Below are 16,233 nucleotides of genomic sequence, written 5' to 3' on the forward strand. Positions count from 1 at the left end.
GCAAGCCGCGACAGGCGACCGGCACCTCGCGACGAAAAACAGCGCGTGATGCGCCGGCACAACCGCGACGCCTGATCCCAAGCCCGCCGACCGACGGGTTTCTCCAAACACCACCGCCCGCCTGTGCGCGGGCTGTTGGTTTACGCGGCCGCATGGATTTCGCGGTCGCGGCTTGCGCCGCTCCTACCCGGGCAGGTCGCCGCTTTGGGGTAGGAGCGGCGCGAGCCGCGACAGGCGAGCGGCACCTCGCGACGAAAAACAGCGCGTGATGCGCCGGCACAACCGCGACGCCTGATCCCAAGCCCGCCGACCGACGGGTTTCTCCAAACACCACCGCCCGCCTGTGCGCGGGCTGTTGGTTTACGCGGCCGCATGGATTTCGCGGTCGCGGCTTGCGCCGCTCCTACCCGGGCAGGTCGCCGCTTTGGGGTAGGAGCGGCGCAAGCCGCGACAGGCAAGCGGCACCTCGCGACGAAAACCGAGGCATCGACCAGCGTTGACGGACCGCTTCCGCGGCCCCCGCCTCACTCCCCTCGCCCGGCCCCATCGTGCGGCAGGGTGAAATAGAAGGCCGCGCCCTCGCCTTCGCGGCCTTCGGCGCGGATCGTGCCGCCGTGGCGCTCGACGATGCGCTTGACCGAGGCCAGGCCGATGCCGTGGCCAGCGAAATCCTCGACGCTGTGCAGGCGCTGGAACGGCCGGAACAGCTTGTCGACATAAGCCTGCGGAAAACCGGTGCCGTTGTCGCGCAGGTAGAACTCACGCACGCCGCTCGCCGTCTCCTGGGTGCCGAACTCGATCCGCGCCGGGTCGCGGTCGCGGGTGAATTTCCAGGCGTTGCCGAGCAGGTTGCCGAGCAGATTGCGCAGCAAGGACGCATCGCCGATCACCTGCATGCCGGGTTCGATCGACGCCTCAACCTTGCGCTGCGCGTCGCCCATGCGCAGCTCCTCGATCAACTCGTTGGCGATGCGGCTCAGATCGACCGATTCGTGCTTGAGCTCGCTGCGCGCCAGGCGCGACATCTTCAGCAAGGCATCGATCAGGTCGCCCATGCGTGCGGCGGCCTTGCGCACCCGCGCCAGGTAATCGTTGCCGGCGGCGTCGAAACGGTCGGCGTATTTCTCGCCGAGGATGCGGCTGAAACCGTCGATCGCGCGCAAGGGCGCGCGCAGGTCGTGCGAGACGCTGTAGGCGAAGGCTTCCAGCTCCTGGTTGGCCTGGCTGAGCTCGCGCGTGCGCAAGGCCACGCGCGCCTCCAGGGTGCGGTTGAGCGCATGCACGCGCGCTTCCGCGCGCATGCGCTCGGTGACGTCCTCGACCTGGACCAGGCCGCTGATGTCCTGGCCGACGTTGCCCGGCACCGGCGAATACGTCAGCTGCACTTGGCGCGCGACACCGTGCTGGCGCCGCAAACGGCGCGTGGCCCGGTGCACGCCGTCCTCTTCGGTGTGGCTGGCGCCGCTCGGCGTGTCGGCGTCCTCGTCCTCGAGCAGGCTGTCGAAACGTTGGCCCAGCAACTGCGCCGGCCCCAGGCCGACGATAGTGGCCAGGGCCGGGTTGGAATCGACGATGCGCCCCTCGCTGTCGAGCAAGGCCTTGCCGATCGCCGAGTACTGCATCGCGCTGCGGAACCGGGTTTCGCTGCGGCGGAAGTCTTCGGTCATGCGCAGCGCGATGTGGCGCGCGCGCGACTCGGTGCGCGCCAGCATCAACGCGATGCTGTACAGCAGCAGCGCCGAGAACAGGCCCAGGGCGAACATGTTGCGCAGGCCTTCCAGGCGCGGCACCGCTTCTTCCACCGGCGGCGATTCGTATTCGATGCGCCAGGTGCGTCCATAGATGTCGAATGCGGCGCGGTGCACGAAAGCCGCGGTGGTATCGGTCTTCAGGTTCGGGCTGGCGTACAACAGCTCGTCGCGCCCGCCGGTTTCATCGAAGATGCGGAAGCGCATGTCGGCGTGGGTGTCGCCCAGCGCCACTTCGACGAAACGCCCCATGCGGAACGGCACGTACACCCAGCCCTGCATTTCCGCGCGCCGCAGCTCCAGGGTCTGCGGGCGCCCGCCGCCGAGGTAGACCGGCAAGGCCAGCAGCATGCCGGTGTTCTGCTTGTCCCCGTCCTGGATCAACTGGATCTTGCCCGACAGCCAGGCCTGGCCCGAGTCCAGCGCCGCTTCCAGGGCGGTGTGACGCACCTGTTCGGCGTACATGTCGTAACCGATCGCCGCGACGTTCGCCGGCGTCTTCGGCTCCAGGTACAAAATCGGCCCGTACACGTCGCGCCGGCCCTGCGGCCGTATCGACAGCAAGCCGTAGCCGGCGTCGCGCCATTCGTTCTGCAACTGCACCAGCAGCCGCTGCGGCACGTAGCCGCTGAAGCCCAGGCCCAGCGTCGCCGGAAACCGGCGCTGCATGTTCATGCCTTCGACATAGGCCTTCCACTGCGCCGCCGTCGGCCGTTGCACCGAGGCGAACAACGACACGCCGCCGCGCGCGACCAGTTCGTAATTGACCAGGCGTTGCTGGATCAGCTCGGTGACCTGCACGGTCTGGCTGATGAACTCGGCCTGCGCCGAGCGCAGTTCGCGGTCGCGCGCGATCCGCCACGCGGTGAACACCAGGATCAGCGCGCCGATCAGCACCGCGAGCGCGAGCAGATAACCGCGTCGCGGCACCAGGCCGGAAAGTTCGGAATCGACCCCGTCGTTCGGGGGGCTGGCGTGGGCGGCCGGATCGGTCGTCGTCATCGCCGCAAGCATACCCGCCGGATTGTAGTGACGGCATCACGGCCCCGGCCGCCGATCAACGGTCGTCGGGCGGCTTGCCCTCCTCGTGCCAGACCCCTTCCAGCAACAGGCAATTGATGCACTCCAGGTGCTCGGCCGCGACCTGGCGACACAATTGCGGCCAGTGCCGCTGCTGCCGTACCGACACGCCGGCCTCGTGCTGGCGGATCAGGAAACCCTCGATCTCGTCGGCCAGTTGCAGCAGCGCGCGCCCGTTGCGGTCGGCGCGCCAGGCCAGGCGCTCGTGCGGCGACAGGCGCCGCCGCCGTCGCCACCACCACCCGGCCAGCCCCGCCGCGGCGAGCAACAGGCACAGCCCGAAGACCAGCGCTGCCGGCTGCAGCACCAGCGCGCCCAGGCCCTGCCCCGCACCCAGCTCCGCACCCAGCCCTGATCCCAGCCGGGCCATCAGCCGTCCCCCTTCGGCAAGGCCATCAGCTCGACCGCCTCGATCCGGAACTCACAGGCCTGCGCCATCAGCAAGGCCCGTGCCCGGGTCGAGACATAGCCGCGCACCCGCATGCGCCGCAGCATGGCCGCCGACACCCCGGCCGCCGACGCCGCCTCGCGGGCGGTGGCGAAACAGGCGATATAGCGTTCGATGGGATTGGGCGACCCGCCCCGCTCGAGCCTGCGCGCGCCCCTGGAACGGGGCGCCGCCGCTGCCTTCGCAGCGTTGCCGGCACTCCGCCGGGCCTTCTTTTTAGCTCTGCCTTCCATAGCGTGACCTCTGAGTGGCATCCATGCCCAGCCAACTTACCACCGCAAATTGCTCTTTTCAACGACCAAAAAGAGTGATCAATTTCGGGAAGCGTACGCAACAATGAGTTGCGCTATCCTCGCCCGGCCGACAGCCAGGGTGGGCGGCGCCACGTTTCAGCCCTGCAGGATGCTCCGGCGAGACCTCATGACCAACGCGCCTCACCAAGAATTCGCCAATCGGCTGCACCAGGCCCTCGATTTTTCCGGATTCGCCAAAGGCCGGGCCCGCACAGGCGCGCTATCCGCTTACTACGACGTCAGCCGCGAAACCGCCCGCAAGTGGCTGGTCGGCCTGGCCCTGCCCGAGCTCGAACGCATGCTGCAGATCGCCGTGCAGCAGCACGTCAGCTTCGAATGGCTGGCGACCGGGCGCGGCACCATCGAAGGCAAATCGCTGTCGGTGCGCGAAAACGCCGCCAAATACAGCGACCCCGACGAACTGCGCCTGATGGGCCTGATGCGCAAGTTGTCGCGCAAGAAACGCCGCGCCCTGATCGAACTGCTCGACGGCAACTGAGCCGGACCAGGCCGCGCACCCGGCCGTTCGCGCCTCCACTCGATCGCATCGCGATGGCCGGCGCCTGCCTGTCGTTCGGCGGACGCGCGCCCGCATTCGAGCGCCGCGCCTGAATCGCCGGTGCGTCATCGCACGGTAACGCTTGAGAACCCGGCGCCAGCCCCTATACTGAACACGTCAGCGATGGTTGCTGTCCCCGGGGGTGCACTGGCTTCGACGGGGGTCGCGAAATCACTTGGCGCATGCCGAGGGGGTAGCTTTCCTCGTAAATCCAGCTGCAAACTTTTAGTTGCCAACGACGACAACTACGCTCTCGCCGCTTAAGGCGTAAGCCCCGAAATTGCTTGTGTCCGTGCTCGCAATGTAGGGTCATTATCACGGAATCGCCGGGAGTGGTTGCCTGTCAGCACCCGGTCAACTCAAAACAGGCTGGTTCCTGGATGCGCTTTGCGCGCCGTGCTGTTCGGGGGCGAGATCTAACGGAGCGCTAAGCATGTAGTGCCGGGGATGGAGTGCCTTCGGACGGCGGTTCGATTCCGCCCACCTCCACCAATTCGATCCTGGTGGGTCACAGACAAAGCTGGAAACCTCACGGTTTCCGGCTTTTTTTGTGTCCGCCGCAGCCCTGCCCCGTCCAACATAGGACGTGCAGCGACGGGGGTATATCTTGGGGTACATCCCCTCATGATCTACACAGACACCCCCACTGACGTGGCAATCCGCAAGCAAAGTCCGGCACCAAGCCAATCAAGCTCTCGGACGCCGGCGGGCTGTACCTGCTGGGCGATGGACAAACGACTAAGGGGTAAATCAAGGTGCGGGGACTAGACCGACAGGGATATCGAAATGCGCGATGAATTCAACGAATACCTGCAAAACGCTATCCAAACGAAGGAAACCGCCCCGCTCAACCTCTTCGTTCGCATGGTCGCGGAAGAAGTCTTTCGCATAACCGAATGGCTAACACTCGCTGCAGCTGTCGGTGTAGTCGGAGCCAAATTCAATCAGCCGGCCATTACAGGGGTCAGGTATGCGCTCGTCACCGTCATCTCAGCTTACCTGGGCGCCCGGACGGTCCAATGGATCAGCGCGATTGCGGGTCCTAACCACCAGATTCTCAAACTCGCGCTGATCGGGTTACCGTTTGCCATCACTACGAGCATCCTCATCGACGCTCTAATCAAAGGCTTGATCCGGGCGGCAATCGCCTGAAAGCCTAAAGCCTCGGCTTTGGGCCAGGGTTACAGGGACAACTCTTGACAGTGCCGAAATCGCGCCACTTCGTTACGTCATTCTCAAGCGTTACAGGAAAGCACAACGGGCTTCCGTGCCTTAGCATTGGCGCAACCAATCAACACATGGCACAAACTCGCCGAAGACCCGGTATCGCCGGATGGGAGATCTGCAGTGAGGACCACACTTAGCGACCTTGATGAGCTCGTCCTTCGCTGTCGTGACGACAGGGCCCGCCGACTCATTTCGGAAGCAACCGCCAGTTACAACGCCGGCGCCTTTCGCGCGGCGATCGTTTCAACATGGGTTGCAGTTTGTCTTGACCTCATAGACAAGTTCAGAGAACTCGCCCTGACAGGCGACAAGAATGCCGAGAAACTTGCTGAGAAAATTGAATTGATTCGCTCCACGAATAACCTTAGTGCAGCCTTGGCGTTTGAACGAGAAATACTAACTACCGCAAAATCATTTGAGCTTCTCTCACCCATGGAGCTGTTTGACTTGCAGCGGCTCCAGGATGACCGTAACCGTTGCGCCCATCCCTCATTGATCGCTGAAGAGACGGATTATCGTCCGCCGGCAGAACTAGCTCGATTACATATCGTCTCAGCTATTGATCACCTCCTCCAGCATCCACCAGTCCAAGGCAAGCAAGCATTGGCTCGCCTTGAGGAAGAGATATTCTCCGAATACTTTCCAAAATCGTCGAAGGAAGCTCTTAAGGTCCTTTCGAACGGCCCCCTCAATAAACCAAGAGAATCCCTGGTCCGGAGTATCATTTTAGAAATTATCAAGAGAATGGCCATGCCAGCTCACGCGCTTCGGCGCGGGGGCTTGATAGCAGCACTTGAAGCAATCTCCTTGATGCACGGGCAAGTCTACGAGGACACAATTCGCAAGAAACTTCCGCAGATTCTCCGGAACTACCGGGACAACGTTTTCTCTGCAATCAGCCTGGCAAAGGTAGTTCCACGATCTTGGCCGGTACTGGAGCCAGATTTGATTGCCAAATTCGAAATCTACGTGGACACCCTGTCCAGCGACGACTTCGACATTATTGAGAGCACGATTGACATTGCTCCCCTTAGAAGCAGAACACTTGCTCGAATCGCAAGGGCGTCCAGAGTTGACTTTGAGCAATCAACTTTCTTTTATCACCCACCAGAAGCCCTAGATCGCGTAATCGAACTCTATAAAAAGTCGCGTAATTATGACGAAGCAAATTCGTGGGCTAGATACGTGATCTACTGCGCACGCGAGTTCAGTGCAAAGCAAGTGATTGCGGTTATCGAAGCTGCAGGCGAAAATCCAGAGATCAGCAACAGCTTTGGCTTTAATGACGTTGCTACCGAGCTTAAAAAGAACAAATCGCTGTCAAACGAACAGCTCGACGCGGCCTTTAAGTCTGCCAACTTGGAAATGTTCGCGAGCGACTGGGTCGATGTCGACGATGTTCCCTTCTAAGCGTAGGCCAGTGTTTAATTTAAGTGAGCTTGCTTCGTCCTCGAACCCAATCGAGAGCGCGACCAAGCTCGTAACGATATTGCCGAGCGAAACTTGCGCGCGTAATGCTTAAACTGACCCGAAGCGTGCGCATCTGGTCGCGCGCGTGCCCCGGATACTAGTCGCCGTCGTGGTCCCAAGCGCCTTGGGCGACGACGTGTTCCTGGCTGAGCTGATGCTGGCCGTGGAGATCGCCGAGGTTCATGTGGTGTAAGTGCGTAGGTCCGCGTTAGTAAACAGCCTGAAGACCGCGGGCATGTCGAAACCTGCAGACCAAGCAACCGAGGGTGGGTGCCAACCGCGCTCCTTCATCAACGATGCCTGCGAGTGACCTCGCCCAGTTCCTGCGCCTTATTCTGGACCGGGCCGGTGTCGACCAACTTCACTTAAACTTATGTCCCGCACCCCGCCAACCGTGCTTCCGCATAGGCGATGGCGCGCCGGGCCTGGTCGTAAGCGGTGTCGGCGGCGCGCGGCAGCATGTGCTCGCGGCGGATCGGGTCGGCGCCGTGGCCGTAGGCGTATTCCGCGCGTTCGAGCTCGGCCAGGTGCTTGCGCGCAGGGGCCAACCAGCCTTCCACGGTTTGCCGCTCGCAGCCCGTGGGCAGCTTGAGCAACAGGTCGATGGCTTCGCGGATGCGCCGGCTGGCTTCGCCTTCGAGGCCGGGCACCGCTTCGTACGCGACGGCTGCGGCCTTGTAGGCATTGCCGGTCGCTTCGCTGCCGAGGTCGGAAGGTCGTTCGTGTAATTCCGGACGGAACCGCACCGACGGCGGCGGGCGCGCCTTCGCCGACTGGATGTCCTTGCCGAAGATCGCTTCGGCGACACGATTGACCGAGACTTGGCCGTCTTCGCGTGCGGCCTTTTTGCCCGCATCGCCGAACCAGTCGTGCAGCGGCGGGGGCTGATCCCCCAGCCGATTACGGCGCTCCAGCAGCTTTTTGGCGTAGTACTGACTGCGTTCGCTGGGGTCTCCAGGTGCGCGCGGTTTCGGGGCCAGCGCCGGGTCGGCCGGCGCATTGCGAGGGCGCATGCTGAAACGGTCCGGCAGCAGCCAGCGGTTCGGCGGCGCAGGCTCGACGGTCGGGTTCGGCTGCGCCGGTGGCGGCTCGGCGGCCGCCGGCTTCTGCGCAGAGAGCACTGTATTTTCGGGCTGAGGCATCGATTCGCGCTGCGGATCCGGCTGCTTGCCGACCGGCGATGCGGTACCGGGACGTTGCGTTATCGGCTGCGATACGTCAGCCGCCGGTTCGATACGCACGATGCGATCGATCAACACCACGTCCATCGCCGACGCCGTCGACGACAATGCGACGGGGCGGAACAGCAGCGCGCCGATCGACAAAGTCGTCGCCACCGCGATCGACGATGCGGCGATGCGGACGCTGCGTTCCTGGGAGAAATCGGTCGTGCTCATCCAACCTCGATCTGATGCCGTCGCGGCCGTCGTTACCGCCGAACAACGCGCAGCCGAAACGATTGCCCGAGCTGCACGGCAGCCGGCAATAAAGAATTCATGGGGGTACAGACAGCTCGGCGAAGAGCGGTGGCGTCTCGTCGCTTTCGATCTCGACACGGTCGTCGTGCGCCACAGCCGCCGCGTCCGTTGTCCGGGCGGGAAGGCTTGCGGCGCGATCGACCCGGATACTTCGCAGCGTTTTGAGCGCTGCATCACGAAGCTCGACCGCGAGCCGAACGATACAGAGAACACCGCCCCGGAGAGAATAAAAAAAGCGTTCGCTCGAACGCCGGAAGCGAATCCGTGCATCGGGCGTTCACGCTTCTCGAACGACCCGGCGCAAGCGACGGCCCGGACGCCGGCAACGCCGTCGCCCAGCGGCTGGTTGCCGCCCCTTCGGGAGCGTCTGCGTGAGTGACGACTGGCACAGGTATCGCCCTACCCGCTTAGTACGGGCGGGCTTAAAGGTCGCCGATATCGATCGCGGGCGCGATCACGCGCAGGTACCGCGGGCCGGCACCTGCCGCGCTACGGCTACGGCGGCTGCGGCGGCTGCGGCGACCACTCCCCGTCGTGTCGTGTGGAAAGCTCAGGGCGAGGCGCCTCGAGCGGCCTCGCCCGCAGGCACAAGCCAATCGACATCGATGCCGCGCATACCGGTGCGGGCGACCATGGCTTCGCGCTCGGCGGCGCTGCAATCGTTCTCGAAAGCACCCGGCTCCAAGATCCGGTGCACTTGCATCTCGATGATGACGTCGCCCAGTTGCCTGGCGCGCTGGTGCAAGTTACCCGCCATCGCGACCGCCGTGGCCCGGTCGCCGCGCTGGCGCGCATCGGCAACGGCCAGCAGATCCAATCGAGCGCTCAGGAACCAGGCATCGGCGGGAATCAGCTTGCGCACGTTGGTGGCGTGGATTCGGCTGCGCACCCAATCGCCTCGGGCCGCCGCGTTCTCCGCCAGCCCGGTAATGGCCTGGGCGACGAACAAGGTGTAGCCGCTGCGCTGCAGCGGCGGCAGCAACTGCGAATAGATGCGTTCTGATTTCTCCGTCTGGCCCAACACAGTCGCCAACCGAGCGACCTCCAAGCCTTGGTTCCAACTGTCCGGCGCGGCAGTCGGCAGGGATGCTTCGGCCTGCTCCAGCAAACCGGTGGCCTGGACGGAATCGCCCCCCAGCAACGCCACTTGGCTCCGGCCCAGCAAGACCAGGCTACGCAGGGTTTGCCGGTCGCCTTGCGAGCAACGGTCCAGTTCCTTGCGCACTTCGGCCAACCTGCCCAGGGCGAGCAAATAATCCGTGCGTGCGCAGCCCAACTGCGCATGCGCCTCCGACCCCTCCTGCCCCGCAGACAAGGCCGGCAACAGACGCTCGGTCTCGCGCGAGATTTCCAAAGCCTCCGCCGCATGCCCGCGCATCAAGGCCAGTCCCCCGGCGAGTTGGTTCGACAGCAGGCGCAACTTGCCCTGCAGTTGCAGTTCGCGCAGACGTGCGCTGCGGACGGCGGCGCTGTCGAGCCTGAGCGTCAACAGGCCGTCGTACAACAAGCGCACGTCCAGCAGTGCCATCGAAACCCAGTCTCCGGACGCGTTGGCGATGGCCGCCGCCTGCATCAACCGCGCGCGATAGCTGTCGGCATCGCCCGCCTTCAGGTACTGATCCGCGCTGGCGACCAGAACGTCGACCTCCAGGCGGTGATAGCCGCCTGCGTTGGCGCGCGCCAGCAATACGTCCAGGGCCGGATCCGCATCGCCCGTCAACGGCCCGGCGATGCGCGCCAATACCCGCGCGCGCAATGCGCCGGTCGAGTTCCCACCCTGCTCGTAGAGCTGGGCCGACTGTTCGTAGGCAGCCGGGACCGGGCGCTCGGGGAACTGATTGCTGTCGGCCCGGGCCTTCGACAACAGGGCATCGGCTGTTTCCAAAATCCATCCCGGACCGGCCTGGCGGGCCGAGCGCTCGGCGGCGCCCGCCTGCGTACGCATCCGGGCGGGATCGCCGAGTTTGGCGTAGGCCTCGGCGCGCAACAGATGCTGGGCGATTCTCACCGCGATCGCATGCCGATCGCCGGCGCCGTCGGCCAGTCGCGCCAGGGCCTCCTGCGGCTTGCCGGCCTCGATCGACAGGCGGGCATATTCCAATCGATACGCGACTTTGTCGGGATGGCGGTCGGCCAGGGTGGCGAACGCCTTCAGTGCGTCCTGGCTGCGGCGGGGATCGAGCCCGAGGGCTTGCGCATGCAGCAACGCAACCACCTCGGCCGGTGCGGCATGCAGCAGTTCGACCGCGAGCTCCATCTGCGCCGCGGCCGCGGCGCTTTGCGAGAGCCGCGCCTGCGCTTGCGCCAGTTGCAGGCGCATCAGGCCGAAGCGCGGCGCCGCCTCGACCACTTCGTTGCCGATCGAGACCGCGGACATCCAATCGCGGCGATCGAGCGCCAACGCTGCCTGCTCGTAACGCTGGGCGGCTTTCGCACTCAGCTCCAACGCCGGCCACGGCGCTTCGCGAGCGGGCAGCAAACGGGCCAGGACCTGGCGGGACGCAGAATCGACCAGGGCCGGCATATCGGAAGGATCGCCCTTGAACTCGAGACGCTCCTCCTTCCCGCCTTCCTCGTGGAAACGCACGTACAGCGTCATTCGCTTCGGATCGCCGGGCGACTGCACCGACGATAAAAATACGACTTTGGCGGCCGACGGCCCTTGCCCGGCGGCCAGATCGCTTTCGCTAAGCAGATCGACCTCGGGCAGGCTGCCCAGCTTCCAGCCCAACCACTCCTCGAGCAGCTTGGCCGGCCATCGCGAGGCGGTCTGTTGGTCCTCGATCGTCACCAGCGCCACCGCCAGTTTCGGCTCGCTCGCCCCGAACCCGCTCCAACGCTGGGCGAACAAGAGCATCGCCGCTGCGACCACGACCAGGCCGAGCGCCGCCAACGCCCACACCCGCTTGCCGCCTCGCCGGCCCCGCACCGCAGCCGGAACCGCAACCGGAACCGCAGCCGGTATAGGCAGCGGCCCGGAGTCGACGGCGGTCGACAGCGACACGGCATCGAACACCTGCCCCGCCACCGAACCCTTCGCGGCGGAAGGCTCGGCAAGCGCCACCTGCCGCGACTCGGCAAATGCGGCGTGCTCGGCGGCTCCGGCGAACGCTTTCGAATCCCCGGGCGCACTGGGTGCGCCATCCGCCTGCGCAGCCGGCGGCAGCTGCTTGAACCATTGCAAGGGCGCCGGCGGCTCGAACACGTAGCCGCTCTTGGCCACGGTGCGGATCCAACTCTTGCGCTCCTCGCCCAGGGCCTTGCGCAACAGCCAGACGTTCTGCGATAGGTTGGTGTCTTCGACGATCGTGCCGGCCCACAAGCGGTCGAACAACTCGGTGCGGGTATGCAGCCGGTTGGGTTCGCTCAGCAGCAGCAGCCACAGATCGAAGACCCGCTGCGGCAGTTCCACGCTTTGCCCGGAATGCATCAGCCGGCGAAAGCGCAGATCGATGGTCAGGTCGGCCAGTTGCAGATACCAGGCATCCGCGGGCCACGGCGTGCTCATCGTGTTCTCACCTTGGGGTCGCGGTCATGCGGCACTAGGTTGCCAGGATCCATCGTCGGGAAGTTTGGATGCAGGCACAGACTCGCTACCGCGAAGTCCCTCGGCCGGCAGGTCGCGAGAGGTTCAGCCAATCGACGTTGCTGCCGCGCATGCCGGTGCGGGCGACCAAGGCCTCGCGCTCGGCCGCGCTGCAATCGTCATCGAGAACGCCCGGTTCGAACATGCTGTGCACTTGCATCTCCAGGACCGCATCGCCAAGCCGATGCGCGCGCGCGTGCAATGCGCTCGCCTTGGCGATCGCCGTGCGCCGGTCGCCGTGCTGTAGCGCATCGGCAATGGCGAGCAGTTCCAAGCGTTTGATCAGGAACCACACATCCGCGGGAATCGTCCGGCGAACCTCGGCCGCAAGGGCGCGGCTGCGCGCCCAGTCGCCCATGGCCGCGGTACTTTCGGCCTGCCCGGTCAGGGTTTGGGCGACATAAGCGGTGTAACCGGTCGGCTGCAGCTGCGGCAGCAACTGCGCATGGATACGCTCGGATTTCTCCGGCTGCCCGAGCAGGGTCGCCTGCCTGGCCAGTTCCAGCAGTTGAATCCAGCGCTCGGGCGGTTTGTTCGGCAAGGATTGTTCGGCCTGGCTCAGCGAGGTCGCGGCCTGAATGCGGTCGCCCAGCAACAATTCGATATAGGTCTTGCTGAGCAAGCCCCGCGAGCGCGAGACCACCGCGTCGCTCTGCGAACAGCGATCTTGATTGCGACGCGCTTCAGGCACCCGCCCCAGCGCCACCAGGGGCACCACGCGCGTGCATGCCAATTGCGCATGGGCTTCCGACTCGGCATGGCCCGCAGGTACGGCCGGCAACAAGCGCTCGGCTTGATTGATGACCTCCAGACCTTCGATATAGTGCCCGCGCAGAAGCAGCAAGCTCGCAGCGAACTGTTCCGAAGCAGTCCCCAGGTTGCCCTGAACCTTCATGGCGCGCAGGCGTTCGATGCGAACCGCCGCGCTGTCGAACCGCAGCGTCAGCATGTCGTTTCGCAGCAATCTGAAATCCAGCTGAGCCATCGACAGCAGATCGCCGGAAGCGTCCGCGACCGCCGCCGCCTGCAACAGCCGCGCGCGATACGTGTCGGCATCGCCGGCCTTCATGTACTGGTCGGCGCTGGCGACCAGCACGTCCACTTCGAGACGGTGGTAGCCGCCGGCGTTGGCGCGCGCCAGCAGCGCATCCAAGGCCGCGTCCGCTTCCCCGGTCAGGGGGCCGGCCATACGCGCCAATACCCTGGCGTGCAGCGCGCCGGTCGAATTGCCGCCTTGCTCGTACAGCGTCGCCGCCTGTTCGTAGGCGGCAGGCACCGGACGCTCTGGAAACTGCAGGCTGTCGGCGCGAGCCGCCAGCAGCAAGGCGTCGGCGCGTTCCAAGGTCCAGCCGGCACCGGCGTCGCGCGCAAGGCGCTCGGCGGCGGCCGCCTGCGTACGCATCCGCGCCGGATCGCCGAGTGCCTGGTACGCGTCCGCCCGCAACAGATGCTTGGCGATGCGTACGCCGATGACGTCCTGGCCGCCGGCATCGGCCAGCCGCGCCAAGGCCCCTCGCGGCTCGCCGGCGTTGACCAGCAAGCGCGCGTATTGCAATTGATAGGCGGCCTTGTCGGGATGCCGGTCGGCCAGGGCCGAGAACGCCTTGAGTGCGTCCTGCCCGCGGCGCGGATCGAGCGCCAGTCGCTGCGCTTCCAGCAAGTCGGCCGCCTCGGGCGGCGCGGTCGCAAGCAACTTCACCGCGACCTCCATCTGCGCCGTCGCCGCGGCGCCTTGTGACAGCCGTGCGTGCGCCTGCGCCAACTGCAGCCGCATCAAGCCGAAGCGCGGCGCCGACTCGACGATCTCGCTGCCTATCGAAACCGCCGACATCCAGTCGCGTCGATCGAGCGCCAGCGCCGCCTGCTCATAGCGCTGGGCCGCGGCCGCGCTGAGTTCCAGTGCGGGCCATCGCGCCTCACGAGCGGGAAGCAAGCGGGCCACGAGCTGGCGCGACACCGAATCGACCAGGGCCGGCATCTCGGAGGGATCGCCCTTCACTTCCAGACGCTGTTCCTTGCCGTCCTCCTGGAAACGCACGTACAGCGCGATTTTCTCGGGGTCGTTGGGCACGCGCACCGACGACAGGAACACCACTTGCACCGTCGCCGAATCTTGATCGGCGACCAGATCGCTTTCGCTGAGCAGATTGACCTCGGGCAGGCTGCCCAGCTTCCAGCTCAGCCACTCTTCGAGCAACTTGGCCGGCCAGCGCGACGTGACCTGCAGATCCTCGATCGTCACCAGCGCCACGGCGAGCTTCGGCTCGCTCGCACCGAACCCGTTCCAGCGCTGGGCGAACAAGACCATCGCCCCGGCCAGCACGATCAGGCCGAGCACGGCGAACGCCCACACCCGCCTCCCGCCGCGCAGGCCCGCCGGTAGCGGAGCCGGCAGGGGCAGCGGCCAGGGTTCGACGGCCGTCGACAGCGGCACCGGATCGAACACCGCCATCGAACCGGCCGAGGCAGAAGGCTCTTCAAGAACGACCTGCTGCGACTCGGCGAACGCCAGGTACTCGCCAGTCTCGGCGAAGGCTTGCGAATCCGCCGGAGCGATAGCTTCGCCAGCCGCCTGCGGAGCCGGTGGCAACTGCTTGAACCACTGCAACGGCGCCGGCGGCTCGAACACGTAGCCGCTCTTGGCCACCGTGCGGATCCAACCCTTGCGTTCCTCGCCCAGGGCTTTGCGCAGCAGCCACACGTTCTGCGACAGGTTGGTGTCTTCGACGATGGTGCCGGCCCACAGCCGGTCGAACAGTTCGGTGCGCGTATGCAGCCGGTTGGGCTCGCTCAGCAACAGCAAGCACAGGTCGAAAACCCGCTGCGGCAGTTCCACGCTTTGGCCTGAATGAATCAGCCGGCGAAAACGCAGATCGATGGTCAGGTCGGCCAGTTGCAGGTACCAGGCATCCGCGGGCCACGGCGTCGTCATCGTGTTCTTACCTTGGTGTCGCCGTCGTGCGGCGCAAGATCGTCAGGAACGTTGGATGCGGGTACCGACGCAGGTCGAGCATTCGTCGCCGGCGGCCGTCCGAGGGTCGCCCACGATCTGAAGATGCTGAATAATCATGCGGCCGTTACCGGCGTTCGGCAAGCCCGCTCATACCCTGTTGGCGCGTGACGCCGAGGGTCGCGCGATGCGGTTTCGCACGGGTCGCGGACAGGCCTCGGCATGTCGGGATGACGGAACGATGGCTGCGGTAAGGGCTCAGGACACCAGCGTGACGATCTCGCGCGGCTCTCGCTGCAGGATGCATTCCAGCACGGGATTGGTGTCGTACAGGCGCTCCCGGCAAATCCAGGTCGCCCCGCTCACGCTGATCCGGACGCTCGCAAGGGCCTTCTTGCGTACCGCACGCAGGTATCTCTCGCCGACCAGGGTCGCCCGCGGGCACGCGAACTGCCTGGGCTGCACCGATGCCGCCCGCACCGAAAGGCCGTTCGAGGTCGAGCCGCAATCGACGAACTTGCTGTCGTCGGCGCGCGTGGCATGGCCCTCGCTCATGCACAGCACGATGACCGCCAGGGCCAGGCAAGAACGGTTGAAAACGGTGGCGTTCTTCATCAATAACTTTCCGGTTGGAATGTAGATCGATTCGAGTTCCCGTCCCCGCAGCGGACCGACCAACCCGTTGCGCGGAAAGCGTGCGCGGCGGTCGAGTGCGGGCGAAGCTGGGTCGCGGCAGGCAGGGCAAAAGCGCGTCGAACCGTCCGAAACACAGAGGCAGGGCCGGCCCGACGCAAAGCAGCCGATGCGGCCGCAAAGCGGCCCGCGGGCCGGAGGGGGGGCCGGCGGCGGTACCGCCGTAAACGCCGCAGGGGGTGCGGCGTGTCGAGATGGAAGCCTGGCTTCCTTAAGCTTGCGGACGCGACTCAGCCCGCTTTCAACACACCCCAGCGCCTGGCCATTTCGCTTTCCAGGTCGCTCTCCACCGCAGCGGGCTTGGGCGACAGCGCTTCGCCGCGCTTGCGGCGCCAGCGGTTGCTCGCGTGGTAGCGCTCGACGCGTTCGCGCAGTCCCTTGGCCAGCTCGCTGTCCATGCCAATGGCGCGTTCCACCGCGATCCAGTGTTCGTTTTCGGACCAACGCAGGAAGCGCACGTAGATCGCCCGCCACGAACCGAAGCCCTGCGGCACGCTGGTCCACGGCGCATTGTTGGCGACCACCCACAACACCGCCTCGATGAAAGTGCGGTAGTCGCCGGTGTTGTTGAGAATGCGCGCCTGGTACTGGCGCGGAAGATGCGACGCGACGATTCGCCACTGCTCGTCGGTGAACTTGAATTGCGGCGACTCGACCAGGGATAAGGTCATACGAAGAACTCCGATGAATATCGCTTGCAC

11 protein-coding genes and 1 other RNA gene are annotated in these 16,233 nt (G+C 65.3%); 4 read left to right on the top strand and 8 right to left on the bottom strand.

The window, feature by feature from the left end; all coding sequences use genetic code 11:
* Nucleotides 1–524: 524 nt before the first annotated feature.
* Genes ACKN61_RS13660 through ACKN61_RS13670 form a run of 3 tightly spaced genes read right to left on the bottom strand, consistent with a single transcriptional unit; the run spans nucleotide 525 to nucleotide 3,509 of the window.
* Nucleotides 525–2,750, bottom strand: a complete 2,226-nt coding sequence (locus ACKN61_RS13660) for a CHASE domain-containing protein (protein WP_408949999.1) — start codon at nucleotides 2,748–2,750, stop codon at nucleotides 525–527.
* A gap of 55 nt (nucleotides 2,751–2,805) precedes the next feature.
* Nucleotides 2,806–3,198 (bottom strand): hypothetical protein, encoded by a 393-nt coding sequence (locus ACKN61_RS13665; RefSeq protein WP_408950000.1) that lies wholly within the window; start codon nucleotides 3,196–3,198, stop codon nucleotides 2,806–2,808.
* On the bottom strand, nucleotides 3,198–3,509 hold the full coding sequence (locus ACKN61_RS13670; RefSeq protein ID WP_408950001.1) for a hypothetical protein: 312 nt from the start codon (nucleotides 3,507–3,509) through the stop codon (nucleotides 3,198–3,200). The genes ACKN61_RS13665 and ACKN61_RS13670 overlap by 1 nt, the downstream gene beginning before the upstream one ends.
* Before the next feature lie 187 nt (nucleotides 3,510–3,696).
* Between ACKN61_RS13670 and ACKN61_RS13675 the strand changes: the two genes are divergently transcribed.
* The 4 genes from ACKN61_RS13675 to ACKN61_RS13690 all read left to right on the top strand — a co-directional run bounded on the left by ACKN61_RS13675 (nucleotide 3,697) and on the right by ACKN61_RS13690 (nucleotide 6,765).
* Nucleotides 3,697–4,068: a helix-turn-helix domain-containing protein gene (locus ACKN61_RS13675; RefSeq protein WP_031373591.1), complete on the top strand. Its 372-nt coding sequence runs from the start codon at nucleotides 3,697–3,699 to the stop codon at nucleotides 4,066–4,068.
* Between the two features lie 198 nt (nucleotides 4,069–4,266).
* Nucleotides 4,267–4,620, top strand: a transfer-messenger RNA (tmRNA) gene (gene ssrA / locus ACKN61_RS13680).
* Between the two features lie 294 nt (nucleotides 4,621–4,914).
* Nucleotides 4,915–5,280, top strand: coding sequence for a hypothetical protein (locus ACKN61_RS13685; protein WP_408950002.1), 366 nt, complete (start codon nucleotides 4,915–4,917; stop codon nucleotides 5,278–5,280).
* A 195-nt stretch (nucleotides 5,281–5,475) separates the two neighbouring features.
* Entirely contained in the window at nucleotides 5,476–6,765 is a 1,290-nt protein-coding gene (locus ACKN61_RS13690) for a hypothetical protein (protein ID WP_408950003.1), read from the top strand.
* A gap of 431 nt (nucleotides 6,766–7,196) precedes the next feature.
* On the opposite strand, the gene ACKN61_RS13695 is transcribed toward ACKN61_RS13690, so the two are convergent.
* The 5 genes from ACKN61_RS13695 to ACKN61_RS13715 all read right to left on the bottom strand — a co-directional run bounded on the left by ACKN61_RS13695 (nucleotide 7,197) and on the right by ACKN61_RS13715 (nucleotide 16,203).
* On the bottom strand, nucleotides 7,197–8,573 hold the full coding sequence (locus ACKN61_RS13695; protein WP_408950004.1) for a hypothetical protein: 1,377 nt from the start codon (nucleotides 8,571–8,573) through the stop codon (nucleotides 7,197–7,199).
* 280 nt (nucleotides 8,574–8,853) lie between these two features.
* Nucleotides 8,854–11,811, bottom strand: a complete 2,958-nt coding sequence (locus ACKN61_RS13700) for a winged helix-turn-helix domain-containing protein (RefSeq protein WP_408950005.1) — start codon at nucleotides 11,809–11,811, stop codon at nucleotides 8,854–8,856.
* Nucleotides 11,812–11,896: 85 nt separating this feature from the next.
* Complete coding sequence (locus tag ACKN61_RS13705) at nucleotides 11,897–14,821, bottom strand: winged helix-turn-helix domain-containing protein (protein ID WP_408950006.1); 2,925 nt, start codon at nucleotides 14,819–14,821, stop codon at nucleotides 11,897–11,899.
* 276 nt (nucleotides 14,822–15,097) lie between these two features.
* Nucleotides 15,098–15,454 (bottom strand): hypothetical protein, encoded by a 357-nt coding sequence (locus ACKN61_RS13710; protein ID WP_408950007.1) that lies wholly within the window; start codon nucleotides 15,452–15,454, stop codon nucleotides 15,098–15,100.
* Nucleotides 15,455–15,762: 308 nt separating this feature from the next.
* Nucleotides 15,763–16,203: a transposase gene (locus tag ACKN61_RS13715; RefSeq protein WP_408950008.1), complete on the bottom strand. Its 441-nt coding sequence runs from the start codon at nucleotides 16,201–16,203 to the stop codon at nucleotides 15,763–15,765.
* Nucleotides 16,204–16,233: the final 30 nt, after the last annotated feature.

Source organism: Lysobacter sp. Hz25 (assembly GCF_046097045.1).
In the GTDB taxonomy this organism is placed as follows: domain Bacteria; phylum Pseudomonadota; class Gammaproteobacteria; order Xanthomonadales; family Xanthomonadaceae; genus Lysobacter; species Lysobacter antibioticus_B.

Bases quoted from the DNA above. Each gene is read 5' to 3' on its own strand.
- ACKN61_RS13665 (WP_408950000.1), bottom strand. From the start codon at position 3,198: ATGGCCCGGCTGGGATCAGGGCTGGGTGCGGAGCTGGGTGCGGGGCAG.
- ACKN61_RS13685 (WP_408950002.1), top strand. From the start codon at position 4,915: ATGCGCGATGAATTCAACGAATACCTGCAAAACGCTATCCAAACGAAG.
- ACKN61_RS13710 (WP_408950007.1), bottom strand. From the start codon at position 15,454: ATGAAGAACGCCACCGTTTTCAACCGTTCTTGCCTGGCCCTGGCGGTC.
- ACKN61_RS13675 (WP_031373591.1), top strand. From the start codon at position 3,697: ATGACCAACGCGCCTCACCAAGAATTCGCCAATCGGCTGCACCAGGCC.
- ACKN61_RS13695 (WP_408950004.1), bottom strand. From the start codon at position 8,573: ATGCACGGATTCGCTTCCGGCGTTCGAGCGAACGCTTTTTTTATTCTC.
- ACKN61_RS13670 (WP_408950001.1), bottom strand. From the start codon at position 3,509: ATGGAAGGCAGAGCTAAAAAGAAGGCCCGGCGGAGTGCCGGCAACGCT.
- ACKN61_RS13700 (WP_408950005.1), bottom strand. From the start codon at position 11,811: ATGAGCACGCCGTGGCCCGCGGATGCCTGGTATCTGCAACTGGCCGAC.
- ACKN61_RS13705 (WP_408950006.1), bottom strand. From the start codon at position 14,821: ATGACGACGCCGTGGCCCGCGGATGCCTGGTACCTGCAACTGGCCGAC.
- ACKN61_RS13660 (WP_408949999.1), bottom strand. From the start codon at position 2,750: ATGACGACGACCGATCCGGCCGCCCACGCCAGCCCCCCGAACGACGGG.
- ACKN61_RS13715 (WP_408950008.1), bottom strand. From the start codon at position 16,203: ATGACCTTATCCCTGGTCGAGTCGCCGCAATTCAAGTTCACCGACGAG.